This window comes from Motilimonas eburnea (genome assembly GCF_021295345.1).
Classification (GTDB): domain Bacteria; phylum Pseudomonadota; class Gammaproteobacteria; order Enterobacterales; family CBDFNC01; genus Motilimonas; species Motilimonas eburnea.
In genome coordinates this window covers 13172-36565 of the sequence record NZ_JAIMJB010000009.1, presented here as the reverse complement: position 1 = coordinate 36565, position 23394 = coordinate 13172, and the positions used below count along the sequence as shown (strand labels likewise).

22 protein-coding genes and 1 other annotated feature are annotated in these 23394 nt (G+C 46.6%); of the genes, 10 read left to right on the top strand and 12 right to left on the bottom strand.

Annotated features, from left to right (window positions below):
* Positions 1–111: 111 nt before the first annotated feature.
* The 3 genes from tsaB to K6Y21_RS10590 all read right to left on the bottom strand — a co-directional run bounded on the left by tsaB (position 112) and on the right by K6Y21_RS10590 (position 3102).
* The gene (gene tsaB, locus K6Y21_RS10600) at positions 112–858 is read right to left on the bottom strand and encodes a tRNA (adenosine(37)-N6)-threonylcarbamoyltransferase complex dimerization subunit type 1 TsaB (protein ID WP_233071818.1); all 747 of its coding nucleotides are present in this window, start codon (positions 856–858) and stop codon (positions 112–114) included.
* Positions 859–860: 2 nt separating this feature from the next.
* Positions 861–2795, bottom strand: a complete 1935-nt coding sequence (gene yoaA, locus K6Y21_RS10595) for a DNA repair helicase YoaA (RefSeq protein ID WP_233071817.1) — start codon at positions 2793–2795, stop codon at positions 861–863.
* Positions 2796–2880: 85 nt separating this feature from the next.
* Positions 2881–3102, bottom strand: coding sequence for a hypothetical protein (locus tag K6Y21_RS10590; protein ID WP_233071816.1), 222 nt, complete (start codon positions 3100–3102; stop codon positions 2881–2883).
* Positions 3103–3284: 182 nt separating this feature from the next.
* Positions 3285–3413, top strand: a sequence feature (His leader region).
* Positions 3414–3442: 29 nt separating this feature from the next.
* On the opposite strand from K6Y21_RS10590, the gene hisG reads away from it, so the two are divergent.
* From hisG to hisIE, 8 genes are read left to right on the top strand one after another with little or no spacing between them, the layout of a single operon-like run.
* On the top strand, positions 3443–4342 hold the full coding sequence (gene hisG / locus K6Y21_RS10585; RefSeq protein WP_233071815.1) for an ATP phosphoribosyltransferase: 900 nt from the start codon (positions 3443–3445) through the stop codon (positions 4340–4342).
* Positions 4343–4344: 2 nt separating this feature from the next.
* On the top strand, positions 4345–5655 hold the full coding sequence (gene hisD / locus K6Y21_RS10580) for a histidinol dehydrogenase (RefSeq protein ID WP_233071814.1): 1311 nt from the start codon (positions 4345–4347) through the stop codon (positions 5653–5655).
* A complete protein-coding gene (gene hisC, locus K6Y21_RS10575) occupies positions 5652–6707 on the top strand; it encodes a histidinol-phosphate transaminase (RefSeq protein ID WP_233071813.1) in 1056 nt (351 codons plus the stop codon). The genes hisD and hisC overlap by 4 nt, the downstream gene beginning before the upstream one ends.
* Positions 6708–6765: 58 nt before the next feature.
* Positions 6766–7839, top strand: coding sequence for a bifunctional histidinol-phosphatase/imidazoleglycerol-phosphate dehydratase HisB (gene hisB, locus K6Y21_RS10570; RefSeq protein ID WP_233071812.1), 1074 nt, complete (start codon positions 6766–6768; stop codon positions 7837–7839).
* Positions 7839–8435, top strand: coding sequence for an imidazole glycerol phosphate synthase subunit HisH (gene hisH / locus K6Y21_RS10565; protein WP_233071811.1), 597 nt, complete (start codon positions 7839–7841; stop codon positions 8433–8435). Before hisB ends, hisH begins: the two co-directional genes overlap by 1 nt.
* A complete protein-coding gene (hisA, locus tag K6Y21_RS10560; protein WP_233071810.1) occupies positions 8436–9182 on the top strand; it encodes a 1-(5-phosphoribosyl)-5-[(5-phosphoribosylamino)methylideneamino]imidazole-4-carboxamide isomerase in 747 nt (248 codons plus the stop codon).
* A gap of 1 nt (position 9183) precedes the next feature.
* Entirely contained in the window at positions 9184–9957 is a 774-nt protein-coding gene (hisF, locus tag K6Y21_RS10555; RefSeq protein WP_233071809.1) for an imidazole glycerol phosphate synthase subunit HisF, read from the top strand.
* Positions 9954–10586 (top strand): bifunctional phosphoribosyl-AMP cyclohydrolase/phosphoribosyl-ATP diphosphatase HisIE, encoded by a 633-nt coding sequence (hisIE, locus tag K6Y21_RS10550; RefSeq protein WP_233071808.1) that lies wholly within the window; start codon positions 9954–9956, stop codon positions 10584–10586. The genes hisF and hisIE overlap by 4 nt, the downstream gene beginning before the upstream one ends.
* Positions 10587–10785: 199 nt before the next feature.
* Here hisIE and K6Y21_RS10545 read toward each other — a convergent pair whose 3' ends face one another.
* From K6Y21_RS10545 to K6Y21_RS10530, 4 genes are all read right to left on the bottom strand, one after another.
* The gene (locus K6Y21_RS10545) at positions 10786–11457 is read right to left on the bottom strand and encodes a glutathione S-transferase (protein WP_285229736.1); all 672 of its coding nucleotides are present in this window, start codon (positions 11455–11457) and stop codon (positions 10786–10788) included.
* 191 nt (positions 11458–11648) lie between these two features.
* Positions 11649–12149 (bottom strand): signal peptidase II, encoded by a 501-nt coding sequence (locus K6Y21_RS10540; protein WP_233071806.1) that lies wholly within the window; start codon positions 12147–12149, stop codon positions 11649–11651.
* 93 nt (positions 12150–12242) lie between these two features.
* Positions 12243–12593, bottom strand: a complete 351-nt coding sequence (locus tag K6Y21_RS10535; RefSeq protein ID WP_233071805.1) for a hypothetical protein — start codon at positions 12591–12593, stop codon at positions 12243–12245.
* Positions 12594–12641: 48 nt separating this feature from the next.
* On the bottom strand, positions 12642–13058 hold the full coding sequence (locus K6Y21_RS10530) for a zinc-ribbon domain containing protein (protein WP_233071804.1): 417 nt from the start codon (positions 13056–13058) through the stop codon (positions 12642–12644).
* A 348-nt stretch (positions 13059–13406) separates the two neighbouring features.
* Here K6Y21_RS10530 and K6Y21_RS10525 point away from each other — a divergent pair, with 348 nt between their 5' ends.
* Positions 13407–15704 (top strand): peptidase U32 family protein, encoded by a 2298-nt coding sequence (locus tag K6Y21_RS10525; protein ID WP_233071803.1) that lies wholly within the window; start codon positions 13407–13409, stop codon positions 15702–15704.
* Positions 15705–15839: 135 nt separating this feature from the next.
* Here K6Y21_RS10525 and K6Y21_RS10520 read toward each other — a convergent pair whose 3' ends face one another.
* Together K6Y21_RS10520 and yghU are read right to left on the bottom strand one after the other, a co-directional pair.
* Positions 15840–16265, bottom strand: a complete 426-nt coding sequence (locus K6Y21_RS10520; RefSeq protein WP_233071802.1) for a hypothetical protein — start codon at positions 16263–16265, stop codon at positions 15840–15842.
* A gap of 168 nt (positions 16266–16433) precedes the next feature.
* Positions 16434–17294, bottom strand: coding sequence for a glutathione-dependent disulfide-bond oxidoreductase (gene yghU, locus K6Y21_RS10515; RefSeq protein WP_233071801.1), 861 nt, complete (start codon positions 17292–17294; stop codon positions 16434–16436).
* Positions 17295–17501: 207 nt separating this feature from the next.
* Between yghU and K6Y21_RS10510 the strand changes: the two genes are divergently transcribed.
* The gene (locus K6Y21_RS10510; protein ID WP_233071800.1) at positions 17502–18437 is read left to right on the top strand and encodes a universal stress protein; all 936 of its coding nucleotides are present in this window, start codon (positions 17502–17504) and stop codon (positions 18435–18437) included.
* A gap of 148 nt (positions 18438–18585) precedes the next feature.
* Here K6Y21_RS10510 and K6Y21_RS10505 read toward each other — a convergent pair whose 3' ends face one another.
* The 3 genes from K6Y21_RS10505 to K6Y21_RS10495 all read right to left on the bottom strand — a co-directional run bounded on the left by K6Y21_RS10505 (position 18586) and on the right by K6Y21_RS10495 (position 23390).
* Positions 18586–19359 carry a hypothetical protein gene (locus K6Y21_RS10505; RefSeq protein ID WP_233071799.1) on the bottom strand — a complete coding sequence of 258 codons (774 nt, stop codon included), beginning with the start codon at positions 19357–19359 and terminating at the stop codon, positions 18586–18588.
* Between the two features lie 20 nt (positions 19360–19379).
* On the bottom strand, positions 19380–21620 hold the full coding sequence (locus K6Y21_RS10500) for an AAA family ATPase (RefSeq protein ID WP_233071798.1): 2241 nt from the start codon (positions 21618–21620) through the stop codon (positions 19380–19382).
* A gap of 78 nt (positions 21621–21698) precedes the next feature.
* Complete coding sequence (locus K6Y21_RS10495; protein WP_233071797.1) at positions 21699–23390, bottom strand: coiled-coil domain-containing protein; 1692 nt, start codon at positions 23388–23390, stop codon at positions 21699–21701.
* Positions 23391–23394 lie beyond the last annotated feature (4 nt).

Here is a 23394-nt window from a genome sequence, read left to right as displayed (position 1 = left end):
AAACAATCTCAGCTTATCTGAAATAACACAATTAGAGAAAATTATAGCCAGTTGCAGCTAAAAGCACTAGTCGCTGTTTAATGCCCTAGTTCAAATTCTAGGACTAAATGGCTACTCACGACCCGGCAGTTTTTTCCATGTTACCTTATCGCGTAAGTAAACAGGCGTTGCTTGCTCGGCCGCCACGGTTTCACCATTCAAGAAATGTTCCAAGGCTGCGGGCAACATAAATTCGGCACTCGGAAAGCGCACTGTCACCTCATCAGTCACCGCAAACGCCGTAGCCAATTCAGGGTATGCTTGCCAGCCGGTGCCCACCGCTGCAAAATCAAATGTTTGCCCTCGGTATTGTTCAATGACGGCACTTGGCGAGGCGACTTGCTCTTCACCTGCTAACATCATGATGCCATTTTCGCCACATTGATATTCGCCCCAATATACTTCCCCCATACGCGCATCAATTGCCGCCAGTACACGCGTGGCCCCCGATTGAGCATGGGCTTGCTGCGCCATGGCTTGAAGCGTTGAAATACCTATCATGGGGATATCTGCACCAAACGCTAACCCTTGGGCAATACCGATGCCAATACGCACCCCAGTAAAACTGCCAGGACCGCGGCCATAAACTAAAGCGTTCATCTCCCCCAGGCTTGCCTTACCTTGAGCCAAAATGGTGTCGACCATAGGTAAAATTCGCTGGGTATGCTCTCGTGGACTGAGGATAAAATCCGCTGTCACTGTTGAGGCAGGTGCTTGCTGTTGTAACAAGGCGACCGAACAACCTTCCGTTGATGTATCCATAGCGAGGAGTGAAATGGACTTCGCTGTGGTATGAGCAGTGCTATTAGCTAGGGTCATAGTTATTCCAAATGTTGCAGAAATTCGCTGACTTTATTGAGATCCCGCGTGCGGGGCATGCAAGGTAAACTATTCAAAAAAATATTACCATAGTTTCGGGTCACTAATCTTGGGTCGCAGATCACCACGGCGCCTTTATCATCCACATCGCGGATTAACCGCCCGACCCCTTGTTTTAAGGTGATCACCGCTTGCGGTAATTGCACTTGGCTAAAGGGATCTAAGCCTTTTAACTCGGCATCTTCCATACGCGCTTTTAATAGCGGGTCGTCTGGTGAGGCAAAAGGGATCTTATCGATGATCACCAAGGACAAGGCTTGGCCACGCACATCAATGCCTTCCCAAAACGCCCCCGTTGCCACTAATAGGGCTCGGCCACTGGCAACGAACTCGTTCAACAAGGCCTGCTTACTGGCTTCACCTTGGACCAGTATGGGTAGGCTTAAGCGCTCACGAAAATGATGCGCCAATTCATTCATCATATAGTGACTGGTACACAGGAAAAAACAGCCGCCTTTATTGGCTTCAATCAGCGGCGCTAACTTGGTGGCTAAGGTTGCAGCCAATTGCTTATTACCTGGCTCAGGTAAATATCGTGGCACGGCCAATATACTTTGCGAGGCGTAATCAAATGGACTTTTAAGTAATAAACTTTTTGCTTCGCTTAAGCCCAGTAAAGTTGAAAAATGGTCGAATGACTGCGCCACTGCTAAGGTTGCGCTGGTAAACACCCACGCCGCTTCTCTTTTTGCCATTTCTTGCACAAATCGACTCGCCACACTTAGCGGAGTAATATGCAGACTAAAATTAAGTCGATTACAATCAAACCAATAACTGTAGCCGGGCGCATCCACGGCCAGCATTTTTTCAAACAGGGTTTTGTAGGCAATGAGCTTTTCGAAACAGTGATCTAACACTTCACTGCGGTTTAAGGCGAGTTTTGCCACCTCATATACTAAATCAAGGGCATCCATAAAACGGGTAATGGCTTGCTTGATAGGCTCTTCACGCAGTTTATCACGCCAACTGCCACTGCCTTGTTCAAGGTTAAAAGCTAACCTTAACTCTTGGATGCTACTTCGCCAACGGTCACACGCCTTGCCCAACTGCGCCATGTCTTTAAGCTCAGCGCGATAGACGTAATCCATGTCTTTACATAAGTCGAAAAATTGACGGCTGGAAATTGACTCACCAAAGTATTGGCTGGCAATATCAGGCAATAAATGCGCTTCATCAAAGACATACAAGCCAGCATCAGGCATTAATTCGCCAAAGCCAGTTTCTTTAACCGCTAAATCGGCAAAAAACAGATGATGATTAACCACCACTAAATCTGCATCCATTGCCCGTTGACGCGCTTTAACCAGATAACAGTCTTCATAACAAGGGCAATCTCGGCCTAAGCAATTATCATTGGTGCTGGTCACCATAGGTATGATGGCAGCATCTTCGGCCAGCTCGGATAGCTCCCCTATATCACCGTGTTCACTGCTACTCGACCAACTTTTAACCTTCACTAAGTCTGCTAATAGGTGTGCATCTTGCTGGTGACTTTGCAACATAAAACGATTGAGCCGCTCAAGACACAAATAGTTACTGCGCCCTTTAAGCAAGGCGATCACTCCAGTAAAGCCAGTGGCTTTTAACAGCAAGGGTAAATCACGCAAATAAAGCTGTTCTTGTAGGTTTTTACTGCCCGTTGAAATGATGGCCCGCTCACCACTGAGTAATGCTGGTGCGAGGTAGGCAAAGGTTTTACCTGTGCCCGTTTCAGCTTCAACCATCAGGGCTTGCTTAGCGCTGATTGCATTAGCCACGGCTTCGGCCATATCGATTTGCGGTTGACGGGGTTGATAACCCGTTATGGCATCTGCAATCGGGCCAGATTGGGAAAAGAACTGCGCTAAGGACATAGGAAATGCAAAAAATAAATGCATTATGTCAGAAAATTCATTTATGCCCAAACAAGTAGCAACCTATTCCCTCTTCCATCACGGTTTATTAGCGACACTATTAGCGACACTAAATGTAAAGGTCGATTTCTCCGTCGTGGTCTTTCGCCTTAGTTTTTTCCTCTGGCTCTGGATGCTTAGTTATCTTTGGTTGAGTCTTTACATGCTTCTTGTCTTCTTCAGACAATTTGCCCGATGGCTGAGCTTTGTGCAGATCTATAGTGCTGTCTTTATCAACTACTCGCGGTAGTGGCTTAGCCACTACATCATTTACTAAACTTTGACCTGACATAAATCACCCCCTACTTGTTATTGTATCGGCATGATCAACTGTAATTTTAGTTCAATTGTCGAATGTTCGACTATTTATAAAAAAACCATTTGCAATTTGAGCCTGCGTTGGTAATGTGTGCGTGTTTTGTTTTTCAATATAAGAATTTAAATGAACTGTAAACTGACTGTTAAAGCTTTAATGCACCACCATCATCATCCGAAGTAACTTCCGGAGGAGTGGTTCTGGAAGACTAATTGATGAGACTTCCAGCAGCGGTTTATACAAGATTTCAAACCCTCGGAAGGTAAAACTTCAGAGGGTTTTTTCGTTTTAGCGGGTAAAGGAAAGAGTGAACATTATGTTAGATAAAAATAGATTACGCATTGCAATACAAAAGTCGGGCCGTTTAAGCAAAGACTCTCAGCAAATGCTGAAAGCCTGTGGCCTAAAAATTAACATGCGCGAGCAACGCCTTATTGCTCATTGTGAAAATATGCCAATCGATCTACTGCGTGTTCGCGATGACGATATTCCTGGCCTAGTAATGGATGGCGTGGTTGACCTAGGTATTATTGGTGAAAACGTATTAGAAGAAGAAAGCTTACTACGTAGCCAAACCGAAGAGCCTGCTCAATTTGAACTGCTAAAACGCCTTGACTTTGGTGGTTGTCGTTTGTCTCTGGCTGTACCTGAAGATTTTGATTACCAAGGCCCAGAATCCCTACGCGACTTACGCATCGCTACCTCTTACCCAGGCATCTTAAAATCATTTATGGATAAAGCGGGCGTGCCATTTAGCTCTTGTATGCTCAATGGCTCAGTAGAAGTCGCGCCGCGCGCGGGTCTTGCCGATGCCATTTGTGATCTTGTTTCTACCGGTGCCACGCTAGAAGCCAACGGCCTAAAAGAAACCGAAGTTATCTATCGCTCAAAAGCGGTGCTAATCAAGTCTGCTGGTAAGTTAGACCAAGAAAAACAAGCCCTAGTCGACAAAATCCTGACCCGCGTACAAGGTGTGCAACAAGCGCGCGAAAGCAAATACATCATGCTACATGCACCTAAGACGCAATTAGACAAAGTAATCGATTTAATGCCTGGCTCAGAAAAGCCAACAGTTCTGCCATTAGCCGGTACCGATGACACGGTGGCCGTACATGTTGTTAGCACTGAAAACCTGTTCTGGGAAACCATGGAAGAGCTAAAAGAACTAGGTGCTAGCTCAATTCTTGTATTACCTATCGAGAAAATGTTGGAGTAATCATGCTAACGGTCAACTGGCAAACGTTAAGTGAAAAGCAACAAACTCAGTTGCTTTCACGCCCCGCTATTAATTCTTCGGCTGATATTACTGCGATTGTGACCGACATTATCGCCAACATTCGCAGCCGAGGTGATGAAGCCCTGTTCGAATACACCAAGAAATTCGATAAAGTGGATTCAAATCAAATTCGTGTTTCTGCTGCGCAAGTGGATGCCGCTGAGCAGCGTTTAGGCAGTGATATAAAAGAAGCCATTGATGTGGCTTATGCACAAATTCGTCGTTTCCATCAGGCGCAAGTTCAAGACGTGGTACGTGTTGAAACCATGCCGGGCGTGGTATGTGAAATGCATACCCAAGCGATTGAAGCAGTTGGCCTGTATATCCCTGGAGGCAGTGCACCGCTGCCGTCTACCGTATTAATGGTAGGCGCACCTGCACAGTTAGCTGGCTGTCAACGCTTAGTCTTGTGTTCACCACCGCCTTTGGCCGATGAAATCCTTTATGCTGCTAAGCTATGTGGCGTGGACGAAATTTACACTGTAGGCGGCGCACAAGCCGTAGCAGCCATGGCTTATGGCACCGAAACCATCAATAAAGTGAATAAGATATTTGGCCCAGGTAACGCGTTTGTCACCGAAGCTAAACGTCAAGTGAGCATGGACTTTGCTGGCGCCGCCATTGATATGCCAGCAGGCCCATCAGAAGTATTAGTGATTGCTGATGACAGCGCAGATGCTGGTTTCATTGCTTCTGACTTACTGTCTCAAGCGGAGCACGGCCACGATTCACAATCTGTGCTCGTGACCACCTGCCCGATTGTGGCGGAAAAAACTGCGCAAGCCGTGTTAGAGCAACTTGAGCAGCTGTCCCGTAAAGACATTGCCGCGCAAGCATTGGGCCACAGCATGATCATCATTGCCGACAGCCTAGAGCAAGCCATTGAGATCTCAAACACCTATGCCCCTGAGCACTTGATTGTGCAAACCCGTGACGCGCGCAGCTTGGTGGGTAAATTGCAAAATGCTGGCTCTATTTTCTTAGGCGCTTGGACGCCGGAGTCGGTAGGCGATTACGCCAGTGGTACTAACCACGTATTACCTACTTACGGTTATACCAAAACGTACTCAAGCTTAGGCATGGCTGATTTTGTTAAACGCTACACAGTACAAGAGCTAAGCCAAGAAGGGCTTCGCAACCTAGCACCCACGGTAACCCGTTTAGCCGATGCAGAAGGCTTAACCGCCCATAAACGCGCCGTGACCATACGTATCGATCAGTTAAGCCAAATGGAACAGGAAGCAAAGGCATGAGTATCGAACAACTAGCGAGACAAACGGTTCAAGATCTTGTGCCTTATGAAAGTGCACGTCGCATTGGTGGTAAAGGTGAAGTATGGATCAACGCCAACGAAGCACCTGATTGCAGCGAGTACCAATTAAACTGCGATCGCATGAACCGTTACCCTGAGTTTCAGCCACCTGAGCTCATCAATGCTTATGCCTCTTATGCGGGCCTAAATGAAGAGCAAGTACTGGCGACTCGTGGCGCAGATGAAAGTATCGAGCTTTTAATCCGCACCTTTTGTGAGCCGGGTAAAGACCGCATTTTAATCTGTCCGCCAACGTATGGCATGTATAGCGTGAGTGCGAATACGTGTGGCGTTGATATCAAAACCGTGGCGTTAAAAGATAACTTTGACGTGGATTTTGATGCCGTGGCGGCCAACCTGGATGGGGTTAAAGTGGTCTTTTTATGTGCCCCAAACAACCCAACAGGCAACATGCTTGACGCGAAAGGCCTTAAGCAATTGCTTGAAGTAGCAAAAGATCGCGCTCTGATTGTGGTAGACGAAGCTTATATCGAGTTTTGTATTGACCAATCACACGTTGAGCTGATTGATAGCCACGATAACCTTGTGATCACCCGCACCTTATCAAAAGCGTTTGCGTTAGCATCAATACGCTGTGGCTTTACCCTCGCGCAAAGCACCGTAATTGACATGTTGAAAAAAGTGATCCCGCCTTATCCAGTGCCAGGCCCAGTAGCGCAAATTGCTTGCCAAGCATTGTCTACCGGTGGCTTAAATACCATGGAGCAAAGGGTCACCACCTTAAACGACCTGCGCCGCGCGGCGTTAGCCAAATTAGCGGATTTCAACTGCGTAAGCGAGCTGTTCCCCGCCACAGGAAACTTTATCTTGGTGCGCTTTGTTGACGCTAAACTGGCCTTTAGTACCTTGACGCAAGCCGGCATTATCGCCCGCGATTTTTCCAACAAGCCACGCTTAGAAAATTGCATCCGTCTATCGATAGGTAGCCAAGCGGAAATGAGAGCGACATTGAAAGCGCTTGAATCATTATAATTTGATGGCCGCCTTAGTGCGGCCTTTTTGCTCTGCAAAGCAGAGGGAGAAGTAGTAAATGAGCAAACAAAAATTCCTTTTTATCGACCGTGACGGCACCTTGATTGATGAGCCAGTCACCGACAAACAAGTCGATTCGCTGGAAAAACTGAAACTTGAGCCCATGGTGATCCCTAACTTATTAAAGCTGCAAGATGCAGGCTACGTGTTAGTGATCGTCAGTAACCAAGATGGCCTAGGCACCGACAGCTACCCGCAACAAGATTTTGATATTCCACAAAATGCCATGATGGAAATCTTTGCTAGCCAAGGCGTTAAATTTGAATCTGTGCTGCTTTGCCCACACTTCCCTCACGAAAATTGCAGCTGTCGCAAGCCACACCTTGGCATGGTAAAAGAATACTTAGCTTCTGGCCGTATCGACTTCAGTGACTCTTACGTGATTGGCGATCGCATCACCGACGTGCAATTAGCTGAAAACATGGGCCTAGAAGGCATTTTATACAATAAAGAAACCTTAGGTTGGGATGCCATTTCCGCCAAGTTATTAAACAAAGGCAACCGCACCGGCAGCGTGACGCGCGTGACCAAAGAAACCGCCATTGAAGTGGCGGTGGATTTAGATCAAAGTGGCGGCAATGAGATCAGCACAGGTATCGACTTTTTCAACCACATGCTTGACCAAATCGCCACTCACGGCGGCATTCAGCTAAAAATGAAGGTAAAAGGTGATTTACACATTGACGATCACCACAGCGTAGAAGACACCGCCCTCGCCCTTGGCACCGCCCTCCGCGAAGCCATCGGTGACAAACGCGGCATTGGTCGTTTTGGTTTTGTACTGCCAATGGATGAGTCCGAAGCCAGCTGCTCGATGGACTTGTCAGGTCGCCCGTATTTGACCTTTAAAGCGCAATTCCCACGCGACATGGTAGGCGCCATGGCGACTGAAATGGTGGAGCATTTCTTCTATTCATTAAGCCAAACCTTAGGCGCCACGTTGAATCTTAAAGTGGAAGGTGATAACACCCACCACATGGTAGAAGGCCTGTTTAAAGCTTTCGGTCGCACGCTGCGCCAATGCGTTAAAAAAGAAGGCAACGAGCTGCCTTCGAGTAAAGGGGTGCTGTAATGTCTGAGCAAAACGTCGTTATTATTGATACCGGCTGCGCCAACCTGTCATCGGTGCGCTTTGCCATCGAACGCTTAGGTTACAGCGTCACCGTGTCAAAAGACCCAGCCGTGCTACAAGCCGCCGATAAGCTGTTTTTACCCGGCGTAGGCACCGCTAAAGAAGCCATGAACAACTTTGTTGAGCGCGATCTGGTTGAGCAAGTGCGCAACCTTAAACAGCCTGTATTAGGCATTTGTTTAGGCATGCAGCTCATGGCGGAATATTCCCAAGAGGGCGAGCTGGCCACCTTAGGCGTGGTGTCAGGCAGCGTAGATAAAATGCAAGTGGGCAACTTACGCCTGCCGCACATGGGCTGGAACCAAATTACGCCGGTTGACGGCCATCCGCTGTTTAAAGACATTCCTGCGGGCAGCTATTTCTACTTTGTGCACTCTTACGCCCTTGCGGTGAACGATGACACCATCGCCAGCTGCGAATACGGCCAGCCGTTTACCGCGGCCGTAGGTAAAGACAATTTCTATGGCGTGCAATTTCACCCAGAGCGCAGTGGTAAAGCCGGCGCACAACTGATTAAAAACTTTTTGGAGCTATAAATGATCATCCCAGCACTTGATTTAATCGATGGTAACATCGTCCGTTTATACCAAGGTGATTACGCCCAAAAAACCATTTATGGCGACGATCCACAAAGCCAATTTAATGATTACAACCGCCAAGGTGCCGACTGGTTACACTTGGTTGATCTTGACGGCGCCAAAGACGTTACCAAACGTCAGCTGGATGTGATTGCATCACTTATCAAAAACACGCCAGCCAAGATCCAAATTGGCGGCGGTGTGCGCAGCGAGCAAGACGTAATTGACCTACTTGAAGCGGGTGCAGAGCGCGTCGTGATCGGCTCAACCGCGGTTAAGCAACCGGAAGTGGTGGTTGAGTGGATGAAAAAATACGGCGCTGAGCACATTGTATTAGCACTGGACATCAACATCGATGCCGACGGCAACAAGATAGTCGCCATCGCTGGCTGGCAAGAAGCCAGTGGCCAAACCATTGAAAGCTTAATTGATATCTACTCACCTGCTGGCTTAAAGCATGTGCTTTGTACCGATATTTCGCGTGACGGCACGCTCGCGGGCTCAAACGTAGAGCTTTACGCCGAGCTTAAGCAGCAATTTCCACAAATCTTGTGGCAAGCGTCTGGCGGCATTGGCGGTTTAGATGACATCGCCGCCGTAGCGCGCTCTGGCGCCGATGGCGTGATTGTTGGCCGCGCGCTGCTCGAAGGCAAATTCAACGTTGAGCAAGCCATTGCTTGTTGGAACGAGAACGTAGGAGCCTAACATGCTAGCAAGACGTATTATTCCGTGTTTGGACGTTAAAGACGGCAAGGTGGTTAAAGGCGTTAAGTTTCGTAACCACGAAATTGTTGGCGATATCGTGCCCCTAGCTAAACGCTACGCCGAAGAAGGCGCCGATGAGCTGGTGTTTTATGATATTACCGCCAGCTCAGACGCTCGCGTCGTGGATAAATCTTGGGTTAGCCGCGTGGCGGAAGTGATCGACATTCCCTTTTGTGTTGCCGGCGGCATTAAAACCGAAGACGACGCCAAACGCGTATTGGAATTTGGTGCAGATAAGGTATCAATCAACTCACCTGCCCTTGCAGACCCATCCCTTATCAATCGCTTGGCCGATAAATTTGGCGTGCAATGTATTGTGGTGGGCATCGACTCTTACTACTGCGACGAAACCAAAACCTATCAGGTGAAGCAGTTCACCGGTGATGAATCACGCACCGTGACCACCCGCTGGAACACCTTTGACTGGGTAAAAGAAGTGCAATCACGCGGCGCGGGTGAAATCGTGCTTAACGTGATGAACCAAGACGGCGTGCGCTGTGGTTATGACTTAGAGCAGTTATCAAGAGTGCGCGAAATCTGTCAGGTGCCATTAATCGCTTCGGGCGGCGCCGGTGAAATGGTGCACTTTGCCGACGTATTTAACAAAGCCGATGTTGACGGTGCCCTTGCCGCCAGTGTATTCCATAAAGCCATCATTAATATTGGTGAGCTTAAAGCTTACTTAATCGCCCAAGGGGTTGATATAAGATTATGATAAACGAAGAAAAATTAAATGCCCTCGATTGGGATAAAGTAGACGGCCTGATGCCGGTGATAGTGCAAGACGCGGTGTCTGCACAGGTTTTGATGCTAGGTTATGTTAACCAAGAAGCGTTAAGCGCCACTATCGAATCGGGCAATGTGACCTTTTTCAGCCGCACTAAATCGCGTCTATGGTGTAAAGGTGAAACCTCTGGCCACTTTTTAAAAGTGGTTGAAATCACCCCAGATTGCGACAACGATACCCTGCTGATCACGGCAAACCCGATTGGCCCAACGTGCCATTTAGGCAATGTCAGTTGTTTTGAAAACGAGCAGCAACCGGCCATGACCTTTATTGCTCACCTAGAGCAGTTTTTAGCCGAGCGCAAAGCCGCTGATCCAAGCGAAAGCTACACCGCAGCCCTCTTTGCCAAAGGTACTAAGCGCATCAGCCAAAAAGTAGGTGAAGAAGGCGTTGAGGTCGCCCTCGCCGCCATGGCCAAAGATCGCGAAGAGCTGATTTGTGAAAGCGCCGATTTGCTATACCACCTAACGGTATTACTGCAAAACGAAGGCGTAGCGCTAGAAGAAGTGGTGAATCAGCTTAAATCACGCCACGGCAAAAAAGCAGTGCGTTTTTAATCGTTTGAGATAAAAACCTGTTAATTGAAAAAACCGCCGCGGGCGGTTTTTTTATCTGTTTGTATCACGGTGAGACTACCGTGGGACCGGAGCTCGCTCCGGGAAAGGGATTTTGAAGTTTTTGTTATTCGCCGAGCGAGCTCGCCTCCCACTGAGCCTTGTTTGTGGCTGTTCATGCCTTATCCAAAGCTCAGGTTACCTAACAATCACCCACCAACAACACATCTTGCCTCTCCACCAGCCAAAGAGGATGCTTGGCCATTACCTTACTGAACATCTTGCTTTGCAAATAGCGGTTTAACCACCGACGAACATTAGGATATGGGGCTTGCAAATACCATTGGCGCTCTACCCGTGCAAATTGGCGAATAAAGGGCAAGATGGCAAGGTCGGCAAGACTTTCACGTTCGGCCATTAAATAAGCATGCTGAGCTAAACACTGCTCTAATTGCGCGATGTAGCTTTCGCAAGCGCGGCGGCATGCGTCTAAGGTTGGTTCGTGATAGCGTTTAGCCGCGCGGTACTGCTCAAGATCCGGCTTAAATTCACTGTCAAATTGGTAAATCAAGGCGCGCATTTCATCCAGCATATTGGCATCACGGCTCATTAATAAATCCGCTGGATCTTGCTCACTTAACGCCCATAACATCACCTCAAGGCTTTCTTCTATCACCATCTCAGTGCCCGTAACCAATACCGGCACCGTGCCCTTGGGCGAGGCGGCCAACATTTCCTCTGGTTTATCTTTAAGCACAATATCGCGCAACAACACAGGCAACTTGGCTTGATAAATCGCCATTCTAGATCGCATCGCATAGGGGCAGTTTCGCAACGAATAAAGCACAGGTAAAGCTTTGTTTTTATTTATCATATTTAGGCCTATTGGCTCTGATTAATATGGTGCTTATGACATTATGCTCCCTTGTATTTCGCCCGTTCGCCTTAAAAAGGCCTAGGCTCATAGGAGCTAATCATAGCCAATTGGTTATCCAAAAAGAGATAAGGCGCAAGTCGTTAGACTCCTAATTTTGTCTTTTAGCAACATAGACCTAAGTTAAAAAGTTAACCATTTCCTTTACTTTGAAGTGCTTTCCCCCATCTGGTTGACAGGAAAATAAAACCGAAGAATCCCAGCATTATTGCAATATCAGCAACATTAAACACACCCGTTTTTAGTGGGCCAAATTCTATAAGCATAAAGTCAACCACACGTCCGTCATTAAAAGCCCTGTCATATAAATTACCAAAACCACCAGAAAGAAATAGCATACCGATCAAAAGGCTATATTTGTCCAAAGGTTTATAAAATACATAAGCTAAGCCTGCCAGAAGTGCTATTCCAACCAAAACGGTATAAATTAAAAACCTTAGCTCATCTGGCATAGTGGCACCTAAGCTCAACATTGCACCAGTATTCTCGTGGTATGTTAGGCTAAATAAACCGCCCATATATGAAAGCGGCTCTTGCCCTTTCAATAAATATACAGCTTGCTCCTTACTTAACCTGTCACAACCGAGTAGTGGAAGAAATACAACCAGAAACAGGAGGATTTTTGTTTTCATGGGGATACTCCAAATATATATCTAAGAATTAACTGCAGCGCCCGACTAAGAGGTGGACCAGCAATATTTTTTTGGCGATCTTGCTTAGCATTGTTAGATGGCATCTGTGAGCTGAACATATAATGGCGAAACGCCTTTAAAGCCTTGTTTAGACATTTCACTTTGCCAGTGAACCAGCTTACCAATAGAGGAGTGCAACATTTCATTCTCCAACGAAGATTTTATATGATCAAAAATACGATCTATTGAAAGAAGAGATATCTCTTCATACCTTTCGTGCGAGCTGTCACACAGAAACTTTAAAGCTCCGGCTGCTTGATTATCTTCATAGAACCTAGCAAGAACCCCTATACCAAGTGACCAGTCACACTGTTCAAGAGAACATATCAAAGGGCGGTTTTGATAGTTGAGTTCAATTCCATAGATGCCTTTTAACTCCGGCATAATTTGCCATTGGCAGCACAGCATAAAACGGTCAAACTGATGGCCTTGTTAACCCAGTTTATCGATCTTGCGTTTGTCTTTCATACAGCCAATCTTTATAAGTGTTTTCGCCACAACCCTAAACCTTTTTACTTCGCTTTGCGTAGGAGCTTTTAACTTTTGTAGTCGCTCATACTCTTTTTGAAGACGCTTCACTTTATGCATAGTTAGCCGGCATTCAAAGCAATGAACGCATCTAGCATCTACCCAGAAGCCAAGCTCCTCATACCAATACTTTTGCTCTTTAGCAAAAAAATAGAATTTGCGTTCGCATTTCCTGCAGGTTAAAAGTTGATCGGTATAGATATCATAATAAGCATACACGACATCTGTAGCATGCTGCTTTGTGATATCACCCTCAACTGTCACCTCACACCCAGGCTCTGGATTCTCATAACGAGGATGTGGAACAAGATCATGGGCCATGATATTCCTTGAGCTCTAAGGACTCCCTGCCCCCCCAAACGGGGTAAAAAGTTATCAACAATAATCACATTATTTTTTTCACGAGTAAACAATACTTTAGCCCCAAATTTTTATATGAAATTGTTATTAATCAACCAAAGAGTAGCTAATCACATTATGGGACATGAGTTAACTCGCGCTTGCCCAAACCACCGCAAAACCAACCCCAAAAGTTCAACACTCCAAATTTTCCATGCCCATTGATTAAGCCTTCACAACACGATAACAAGGATAAATGCCCTTCAACGATATGCTTTAGCGCCAGATACAGGTAAGATTCGCCCTTTTGCAAAAAGAGCCTGTGACGTGATGAAGCCAAAGATTGAATTATTAGCCCCCGGTGGTGATATTGATGCCATAAAAGCCGCGATTATTGCAGGCGCTGACGCCGTTTATTGTGGTTTAGATAGCTTTAATGCGCGAAACCGTGCGGCCAATATTTCTTTCGATGAACTCGTTGGCGCTATTCGCTTGGCGCACCAATATGACTGTCAGATCTTTTTAACCTTGAACATAGTGATTTTAGAGCACGAGTTTAAGAGCTTGGTTAAATTGCTCAATCGCTTAGTGAACACCACCCTAGATGGCGTGATAGTGCAAGATCTTGGTTTGTTGTATGTGCTGCGTCGCTACTTCCCTTCCTTGGATATTCACGCCTCCACTCAGTTGACCACCCATAATGCTGGGCAAATTCCTTTTCTTAGACAGCTTGGCGCTAGCCGTGTGAATTTATCCCGCGAGCTAAACCTTCGGGAAATCACCGCACTGGCTGAGGTGGGCAAAGCGCACGACACCTTATTGGAAGTGTTTGTCCATGGCTCGCTCTGTATCGCGTTTTCCGGCTTATGTTACTCCACCTCGGCCAGCGCGGGTAACTCTGGCAACCGTGGCCGCTGTAGCCAAGCGTGTCGCGAAGAATATGAAACCACCGAAGCCGGCAATAACTTCCCTTTGAACATTAAAGATAACTCGGCGTTTTTTGATTTGCCCGCCCTTATCAAAGCGGGCGTTTACTCATTCAAGGTCGAGGGGCGCATTAAAGGGGCCAGCTATGTGCATACGGTGATCGACAGCTTTCGTAAACAGATTGATGGCTATGTCGAAACCGGCGAGCTAACCCAAGACGGAGAGCGATTATATAAGGTCTTTAACCGTGATTTTACCAACGCTTTTTTACGCGGCGATCTCAATCAAAACATGTTTATTGATAACCCGCGCGATCACGCTAAATCACACGCTGTCGACAAGTTAAAAGCCGCGCACGGTGAGGAAATTTCCGTGGTGCAAATTTTTGATGCGAAAAAGCAGCTTCACGCCGACAAGCAACAAATTAATGCCACGGTAGACGAAAAAGTCGCCCATTTAACCATAGAAAAAGCCAAGCTGACGCTACACTTTGTTGCCGAGCAAGGCCAGCCGTTAACCTTAACCGCCACCACAGCGCACCCCAAGGGCTTTATCAGCGGCGGCGAGATAGAGCTGCAAACGCAGACGTTTTATTCAGCTAGCCCTATGCTGCCCAGTGAGAAACTCAGTGTCGATGCGCAAGCGCTTAACGCCCGCTTTAAAAATATTGCCAACGCCCATTATGAGTTGGTCGAGCTGGATACCAGCCAAGTGCCTGCGGGGTTAAGCATCCCCTACCGTGAAGTCACCGAGCTAAAAAATGCATTGCTTACCTACTTAAATGAAGGCGCCTCGCCGGTTAATGAAGTCACCTTGCCTAAGCTTGAGCGATACGCTAAAGCACGGCCTGAGCAAACAGAGCTTTCGCTGTTAATATGCGATCCTAGGGACGCCGCCTTAGCCAACATCACCGATGCTGATATCTATTTCAAACTGCCAGATGCTTATAAACGTGGCTGTACTAAATACGTGGATTTGCTGCTGGAACACCCGCGTTTGATCCCTTGGTTTCCACCTGTGTTGATAGGCAAAGACTTTGATGTTGCGCTCAATATTTTAGAGCAAGTGAAACCCGACTGGATTGTCACCAATAACACCGGCATCGCTTATCACGCTCACCGTTTGGGCATTAACTGGATTGCCGGCCCCTTGCTCAATACCACCAACTCTTACGCCTTGTTGGCACTGCAGCAAGGTTTTGATTGTCGCGGCGCATTTATTTCTAATGAAATAAGTAAGAAACAAATTCGCCATATCGCAAGGCCAGATAACTTCAAACTGTTTTATAGCGTGTATCACCCGATTTTGCTGATGGCGAGCCGCCAGTGTTTCTTTCAGCAAAGCGTTGGCTGTGAAAAACCGCGCATCGACAATGGTTGCATGCTGAGCTGTGATAAATCCACCAGCATCAAAAACCTAAAAGGCGATTCTTTTGCCATTGATAAACAAAAAGGCGGCTACCCCAGTATTTACAATCAAGATCAGTTCTTAAACACCGATATCATTGACGATCTCAAAGCGCTGTTTGATGGCTTTATGATTGATTTAACCAATATCGGCGCCGGCGATAAGCCCTCACCCGATAAAGTCAGCTTGATTAAACATTTTGAGGCGATGCTCAGTGGCCAAACGAACGCCAGCGAACAAATCGCGCAATTGGTGCCCGCATCGACCAATCAGCAATACCAAGTGGGTTTGTAGCTAGTTTTGGGATATAGGAACATCAGACCTGTGGGAGCTGCAGTCATACAGCGATTAAAAGTAAGCTAAATCGCACCATCACTGGTGCTCCCGCAAAAAACTAAGGCGGCGATCTATTCCTTCCGTCACCCTGATTTAGTTCAACTTCGGCTGGATCATTAATAATGTAAGGCGCGTAGGAACAACATGGCGATCAACTTGGGCCAACACATAAGCTTCACCATGTTCAAATTGGCATTGGCCGCCAATCATGCCTTCATCTAGTGTGATGTCATCGCCCGACGCGAGTTGATTTAGGGTACATTGGTTAAATTCACCGAGATAAGCTGCTTGCTTAAGCATCGTTTGGTGAGCGTCCTTATTCAGCTCCGCACCTGTATTGGTTAGATGCCCTTGTAAAGAAGATAACTGCCAATCTTTTGATACGTCAGTGAGCACTGTTCCCAATAAGGTTAAATCTTCCACAGCTAATGTTGCAGTCTTGTATTTTGACCATCCCCAAGACCCGACACTGAAGGCAATAAAGCAACCAAGTATCGCAGTGAATAATAGTTTAAACATCAAGTTAATCCTTTTTACTTATGTGATTATTATCATTGTGCGAGTTCGCCTCTCACAGGGGCTTGAGTACGGTTTTGAACTTGTGGGAGCTGCAGTCATGCAGCGATAAATGCTAAGAGCAAATCGCACCATGACTGGTGCTCCCACAAAAAGTACCCACAAGGTAAGCTAAGGCGCTAGCGCCAACACCTTGTCGATATCTTCACTATGATGGCGCTCGGCTAGCTGCTCCCAAACCTCACCAAAGGTGCGATTGACTATGCGACCACGTTGCACCGCAGGGCGAGCAGCTATTTGCTTAGCCCAGCGCTGCACGTTTTGATAACTGTCCACTTGTAAAAACTCCGCTGCATCGTACAGCTTACCCAGCGCCAAGTTGCCATACCAAGGCCAAATGGCCATATCGGCGATGCTGTATTCTTCTCCGGCCACATAGGTATGCTTGGCCAGTTGTTTGTCTAACACATCCAATTGGCGTTTTGCTTCCATGGCAAAGCGATTGATCGGGTATTCTTGTTTCTCATCGGCATAGGCATAGAAATGACCAAAGCCGCCGCCTAAAAATGGCGCCGAGCCTTGCGCCCAAAATAGCCAGTTAAATGTTTGGGTGCGCTCGGGGCCGCTCGCAGGTAAAAAATGCCCAAAACGCTCTGCTAAGTGGACTAAAATAGAGGCCGATTCAAATACATTAACGGCTTGTTCGCCCGATCTATCAACTAAGGCTGGAATTTTTGAGTTGGGATTAACGCCAACAAAGCCAGAGGAGAACTGATCCGAATCGCCGATATTGATAAGAAAGGCATCGTACTCGGCTTCTTTGATCCCTAAGGCTAACAGCTCCTCTAGTAAAATGGTGACTTTTTGGCCATTGGGGGTACCCAGTGAATATAGCTGCAAAGGATGCTCACCCACGGGCAGATCACGTTCAAATCTCGCACCCGATTCAGGGCTGTTGATATTGGCCCATTTGTTGCCGCCTTCACTGTTATTAACCCATACCTTAGGCGGGACGTAACCTTGATCGCTCATGATAACTCCTTATTTAACATAGAAAGTTCAGCCTACACCCTTTATCTAACAAAGTCATGAATAAGTCAGGCCAATCAACAAACATTTAGCCCGGTATGTTGACCAATGCATAAGGGCTAAGTGAGTCGACGCTGAATTCGTAAATGTTCAATCTGGGAACTACATTTAAGGTATCAACATGCCCATTTTCGTGATGCCGAGGTAAACATGAAGAACTTTGCCAATATCTTATTTGCCACTCAGGGTATGCCCGGCTATACCCAAGCTTTAGATCAAGCTTTTGAACTAGCGGTCAGTAATCAAGTTACTGTAAATGGTCTTATTGCGTGTCCGCCATTTCCGCAAGATCTGAAACATTACCAAACGCGCTACCAAGAATCACTGCTAGGTGCCATACACATTCATATCGAAGAGCTTCGAAGCCGCTTAGGCGTTTCGCCGACGCAACCACCTTTTCCATTGTCTATTCTCCATCACGAACAGCCCGCCGTTGGCATTATAAAATCCGTCATTGAGCATCACCATGATTTGCTTATCAAAGAGGCCGAGCCAGTGGGCAAGTCAAAACTGGGTTTTAAAGCCATCGACATGACATTACTGAGAAAATGTCCTTGCCCTATCTGGTTACACCGCCCCACTTCTCGGCCCAAAAAGCAACAGAAAGTGGCTGTGGCACTCGACCCAAACGTGACCGACGACAAACAATATTATCTTGCCCTTCGCTTACTTGAAATTGCAAAGTCGATTGCCGATACCACTGAGCACCCACTGCAAATATTCACTTGCTGGGAATACTTATCTCAAAGTTATTTAGCCGATCACGCGCGGCTAGATATCGATACCGAGCAACTCGCTGCCGAAGAGCAAAGGGTGCAACAACGCCATCAAAATCAGTTAGAAGAAATCATTGAAAAATCCGACATCAGCGATGACTTTGAGGTCCATTATTTACATGGCCGACCCGATGACATGATACCGGATGCCGTCGCGAAACAGCACATCGATGTGCTCGTGATGGGCACCCTTGCCCGTACTGGAATCTTTGGCTTAGTAATAGGTAATACGGCAGAAAACATTTTACAGTCCATTAATTGCTCTTTAGTGGCGCTTAAACCTAAAGGGTTTGAATCGCCTATAAAATAATGGATATAGCGGTTTCTGCTAAGTACCAAAGGGACCAGCATATCAATTTATAAGATCAGGCTTGTGTAAAATATCCTTTTACCAAGCCTGTTATGATTGTCTGGGTAACCCCCCTTTAACTCGTATAAGCATTCGCTGGGAGAATAAGTCAGGCTTTCACCTTTTGTATTTCGCCCGAGCCAATCGCCAATTGCTTTTCCGCTTCGGTATAAGGGCGACACGAGACATCAAAGGCTTTTTGATACCATTGAAAGTACTTGTAAAGTGAGCGTAAGCTTCTGAAATAAAAGCCGTAACCCTTTACTAAGCAGGCACCGTCTTGTTGCGGGATATTAGCGTAAACATCTTCTTCAGGATAATACAGGGCAGGCAAAAAATGGCTCGACTCTACTTTATAGTATTTACCATTGTCGGCTTGTGTACTGCAAGGTAGCGAGGTACAACCTGTAAATTGATACTGCTCCCCTGCGACTATCTCTTGCTTGCCTGTGGTGTAAACCAGCTCCTCAAACTGGGTGCCATAAAAGTAAGCCGCTGTGATAGCGATATACACAGCCAAACCTAGTGCGCCAATCCACGCACTGTTTTTCCCCAAACGACGGGCACAAAAGGTCAGCTCACCCGGATATTGACTATCCGGAACATAAGCTAACCAAATTGCCCCGATTTTGATGCCATAAAGCACAGGATTTCGGCTACTAAGCAGGTAATTAAGCCAGGCAACGGTTCGCGTTATCACATACCAAACCTTACTGATCACCCTGACCATAAGGGTCAGGGTTTTAACCAAAATGGATTGTTTTGCCGACGCCGATTTATCGGCAACAGCATGCTCAGCTAAGGCGTGCTGGGCCTGTTTTAACAGCTCAGATTGGGATAGTTCTGAACGATTTACCCTTGGCTCATTATTGTGCTCCATCATGGTTTAGGGCTCCCTCTTGGCTATGCCGGCTGCACTGTTGCTTGGCTAAGCGGCGCTGAAATCGCTAATTGTTTTGCCGATGGATCATAATTAATCACCATTTCACCTTGAGCATGTGGGGTCTGCAGTAAGGTGTTAGCCACCGCAGGTTTGATCCGTGTGGTGATGTAACCAGGCAGGCCGCGCGCGCCAATGGCTGGGACATAAATATCTTTACAAATATCGGCCAAGGTCTGATCACTGACATTAATAATGATTTTTTTGCCACTGGCTTTAATTTGATGGTTGAGCTTATCAATTTCACGACGGGCTATCTTTTCAACCACAGCTAAATCCAAGCGATTAAAGCAGACGATGTTTTCTCGGCCGTTAAAGCGGTTTAAAAACTCGGGGCGATACACCTGATCTAGCTCTTTCATGGTTTCCGCGACCGCTTGATCAAAGCTCAGATTTTGGTCAAGGAAATGGGGCTGCCCTATGTTGGTTGTCATCAAAATGATGGCATCACTGAATGACACCGTTAACCCGCGGTTATCGGTGAGTCGACCGTCATCCAGTACTTGTAGCAAGACGTTAAATACATCCGGGTGCGCTTTTTCAATCTCGTCAAATAATACAATAACCCTAGGGTTCGCTCGCATGGAATTAGTCAAGATCCCACCCGCTTCATAGCCTTCGTACCCCGGAGGCGCACCGATCAATTTGGCAACGCCATGTTTTTCCATGTACTCAGACATGTCAAAGCGCAGCAGGGCTCGCTCATCATCAAACAAGGCCGCGGCCAAGGCTTTAGCTAATTCCGTTTTACCTGTACCCGATGGCCCTAAAAACATAAATGAAGCTTGCGGCTTTTCAGGATCTTTTAAGCCAACGCGCGCCACGCGCACCGCATCGGCCAATTGCGCCACCGCATGATCTTGTCCAAACACCCTAGCGCTGAGTACCGATTGTATTTTCAGTAATTTACTGCGCTCATCTTGATTAAGTTTGTCGGTTGCAATCCCCGAAATGGCACTGAATTCGGCCAGCACACTCTCCACATCCAAACAAAGTTCGGCATTCACTTGGCTGGTCAGCTGATCAAATTTAAGCCGATTTTCTTTAACGTATGCCTCCATTTGCGCAATTTCTGTGCGGATCTTGCTGATGGCCTCCGATTCAAATCCCGCCGCGAGGGAAGCCGAAAAACCACGAAATTGCTCAACGGTTTCAGGCTCGGGTTTGGCCGTGTCTTTTTGTTGCTCTAATGCTTGTTGCTTATTCAGCGAATCTTCTAGCTCAATTAACCCTTCTTCGCCGTCACGCTGATTTTTATAGCATTTGCGCATTTGTTGCTGGATATCATGCCATTGCGCTTGCTGCTGCGTGATAGCTTGCGCCAGCTCTGCTTTCTTGCTCAAAAGCTGCTCAGCCGGTATATGCAAAAAATCACTGTTTTCATCGCCGGCAATCGCCAGCTCGATTAAGCTCAACTGATAATTTAATTGCGTTAGTTTAGCTGGCTCGGCATGAGCCCGCTGGCGATAAGACGTTAATGCGCGATCCAATAGGTTTAAACTGCGCTCGGGTTGGGCTCGGCTTAAACTCATTTCACGAACGCGGTATTTATTCGTTAAGTCAATTGCTGTATCAATGGCTTCTTGGCTAATGCTAATTTTATGATGCTGCTCTAACCGTTTACTAGTCACGCTAATGATCTCGGTTAAGGAGCCATGTGGCGGCTCTTTGATATCCAGCATGGTGTAATATTCACGCATGTCAGAATGGCACTTTAGCACCACTTCGAGATCTTCATCGCGCGTTTCAAAAATCACCTGAAACTTGTTCATGCGAATTTCACGCACTAAGGCATTAATAAAGTTAGTACAACCGTTATTGCGCGCGGCTTCAATGAAATCTCTCGCATCTTCGATGATCAAAATCGATTCTCTTGAGCGGCTTAAGGTGCGCAGCAATTTTTGATATTGCTCATTCATTGCGTTTGGATCACCTGAGGCAAACAAGCCATCGGTATCTAACCAAAAGATGCGTTTGTTTATGATATCAAAAGAAGCATGTGGGTCGTTTTTACTGGCTTGTAGACCCAAGCAAAGGGCCGAGCAGCCTACCCCACCAGTGCCGACGAGTAACACGCTATTGGCTTGTTTGCGCATTAACACGCCAGCGAGTTGCTTTAGCTCTTTGTCTCGGCCAACGAGTTGAAAGTCTGGATATTGCGCTAATTTATCGCGACCACGGATCAGAAAATTATCTTGTGACATAGGTTACCTGTTCAGTCATCTCTGGAAAAATAGACATAAAAATAGCCCCAGTTGGGGCTATGGATTTAGCGTTGGATATTAAAAACCAAACGGACTGGCCTCGGCTTGCTTTTGAGGTTGCTTCGTTTTTTGCTCATCTTCGTATTTTCCAGACGTCACATCAGCTGCAACAGAAATGGACTCTTGTACGCTGGCTTGAACATCTTTTGCGGTATTTTCTAGTCGACTTAATAAATCTTTTGTTTCCAATAAACCATCTCGAGTAATACTGGTTGCGGTTTCAATCACTTGGCCGTATTGCTCTAAATCCTCTAGGGCTTTGCTTAGTTCGCTGTTTTGCTCTTGAGTACCCAGTGCAACGCGGATCACCTCTTTTTGGCCTAAGGCTGTGGTGGTTTGTTGCATGCGCTCTAGGGACATGCGGGCCATTTCTGATGATTCGCCCAATGCCGCTGAGGATACGGCTTGCAGCACAGTGCTAAGTTGATCAGCCACGCCCGCAACGCCTGAGCTGTGTAGCTGGCGGGTACGAGAAATCTGTTGATCGTTTGCATCTTGCATGGATTTGATGCGATGACCTGAGCTAGTCAACTCAGCCAGTACCGTGGTGGTGTCCACCGCTGAGCTGCCCAAGGCTTTAATGTGGTTTTCCAGATCGCGTTTGTGGCGTTCACGCGTCATTCGCTCAATGTCGCCTTCATTAGGATCATCGGGTTGCAAGGTGTCACGTAATGTTTCGTTTTCTTTATCGGCTTCCTTCGTCGCATCATTAATGATGGCGTAAATCTCGCGCATGCTAAAGTTGGCTTCATTTAGGTTGTCAATTTGATCATTCATCATGTCAAAATGCTCAGACACTTTACCCACTCTCACCTCAGTGGTTTTTATAAAGTCTTGCGCCGCGGTCACTAACTCTTTTTGTCTGTCTTTATGCTCGGTTGAGGAGATATCCAATAGCTCACGTAATTTTGCCTTTTGCTCGGCATATTCAACGAGGTTCGACTGGCTCTGCGGGCGCTCCGGCGTTTCGGCTATGGCCTGGGTCAGTTTTGATAATTCATCCTTATGGCCTTCTATTTCTAGCTCAAGTACCGCAATTTTTTCTCTTGAGGCGCGGGTAACATCACCAAAGCCAAACCAAGATTTATCTTGCCCAAGTATGGCTATTTGATTTTTCTTTTCTTTTAAGATTTTGGTTAAGGCTTCTAAATCTTGCTGTTGCTGCGCGCGAAGTAACGCCAGTTCGGCTTCTGCTTCTTTGTCTTCTGCGATTTCTCTAAATACATCAAAGGTCACACCGTTCATACGTAAGGTATAAACCGCATCAACAATGTCGGTTAACGGAGTAATTTTGGTTTCAAACGAAATAAGGGCATTGTTTATTTCATCATAAACATTTTTCAATTCAGAGAAGGCCCCCGTATCTGTCAGCGTGATGATCTCTTGCGCCATGCGTTTACGTTCATGCTGCAAGAATTCTTTAAACTGGTTAAATTCTTCTAACTTTTCTTTGGCATCGTCTTTGTTATTGGTAAACGTTAATGCTTGGGTGACTGCATTTTTCTTATCGGCCGGCGTCAAGCTTGGGTCAAGCACAATACCGTAAAACGTATTGCTTTGAATATTCGCAAACTTTTCGCTGCTTTGGTGTTGCTCTTTGGTTTGAGCTGAAGCACTGGTTGAACGCCGTTTTGACGTTTTAACCGCCTGCTCTATGACTTGATTGATTGAATTAGATGATTTTTTCTTACTACGTGCATTAGACGACATTATG

Excerpts from the sequence above, each read along its gene's own strand:
- tsaB (WP_233071818.1), bottom strand. The coding sequence starts at position 858 with ATGACCCTAGCTAATAGCACTGCTCATACCACAGCGAAGTCCATTTCA.
- yoaA (WP_233071817.1), bottom strand. The coding sequence starts at position 2,795 with ATGCATTTATTTTTTGCATTTCCTATGTCCTTAGCGCAGTTCTTTTCC.
- K6Y21_RS10590 (WP_233071816.1), bottom strand. The coding sequence starts at position 3,102 with ATGTCAGGTCAAAGTTTAGTAAATGATGTAGTGGCTAAGCCACTACCG.
- hisG (WP_233071815.1), top strand. The coding sequence starts at position 3,443 with ATGTTAGATAAAAATAGATTACGCATTGCAATACAAAAGTCGGGCCGT.
- hisD (WP_233071814.1), top strand. The coding sequence starts at position 4,345 with ATGCTAACGGTCAACTGGCAAACGTTAAGTGAAAAGCAACAAACTCAG.
- hisC (WP_233071813.1), top strand. The coding sequence starts at position 5,652 with ATGAGTATCGAACAACTAGCGAGACAAACGGTTCAAGATCTTGTGCCT.
- hisB (WP_233071812.1), top strand. The coding sequence starts at position 6,766 with ATGAGCAAACAAAAATTCCTTTTTATCGACCGTGACGGCACCTTGATT.
- hisH (WP_233071811.1), top strand. The coding sequence starts at position 7,839 with ATGTCTGAGCAAAACGTCGTTATTATTGATACCGGCTGCGCCAACCTG.
- hisA (WP_233071810.1), top strand. The coding sequence starts at position 8,436 with ATGATCATCCCAGCACTTGATTTAATCGATGGTAACATCGTCCGTTTA.
- hisF (WP_233071809.1), top strand. The coding sequence starts at position 9,184 with ATGCTAGCAAGACGTATTATTCCGTGTTTGGACGTTAAAGACGGCAAG.
- hisIE (WP_233071808.1), top strand. The coding sequence starts at position 9,954 with ATGATAAACGAAGAAAAATTAAATGCCCTCGATTGGGATAAAGTAGAC.
- K6Y21_RS10545 (WP_285229736.1), bottom strand. The coding sequence starts at position 11,457 with ATGATAAATAAAAACAAAGCTTTACCTGTGCTTTATTCGTTGCGAAAC.
- K6Y21_RS10540 (WP_233071806.1), bottom strand. The coding sequence starts at position 12,149 with ATGAAAACAAAAATCCTCCTGTTTCTGGTTGTATTTCTTCCACTACTC.
- K6Y21_RS10535 (WP_233071805.1), bottom strand. The coding sequence starts at position 12,593 with ATGCCGGAGTTAAAAGGCATCTATGGAATTGAACTCAACTATCAAAAC.
- K6Y21_RS10530 (WP_233071804.1), bottom strand. The coding sequence starts at position 13,058 with ATGGCCCATGATCTTGTTCCACATCCTCGTTATGAGAATCCAGAGCCT.
- K6Y21_RS10525 (WP_233071803.1), top strand. The coding sequence starts at position 13,407 with ATGAAGCCAAAGATTGAATTATTAGCCCCCGGTGGTGATATTGATGCC.
- K6Y21_RS10520 (WP_233071802.1), bottom strand. The coding sequence starts at position 16,265 with ATGTTTAAACTATTATTCACTGCGATACTTGGTTGCTTTATTGCCTTC.
- yghU (WP_233071801.1), bottom strand. The coding sequence starts at position 17,294 with ATGAGCGATCAAGGTTACGTCCCGCCTAAGGTATGGGTTAATAACAGT.
- K6Y21_RS10510 (WP_233071800.1), top strand. The coding sequence starts at position 17,502 with ATGAAGAACTTTGCCAATATCTTATTTGCCACTCAGGGTATGCCCGGC.
- K6Y21_RS10505 (WP_233071799.1), bottom strand. The coding sequence starts at position 19,359 with ATGATGGAGCACAATAATGAGCCAAGGGTAAATCGTTCAGAACTATCC.
- K6Y21_RS10500 (WP_233071798.1), bottom strand. The coding sequence starts at position 21,620 with ATGTCACAAGATAATTTTCTGATCCGTGGTCGCGATAAATTAGCGCAA.
- K6Y21_RS10495 (WP_233071797.1), bottom strand. The coding sequence starts at position 23,390 with ATGTCGTCTAATGCACGTAGTAAGAAAAAATCATCTAATTCAATCAAT.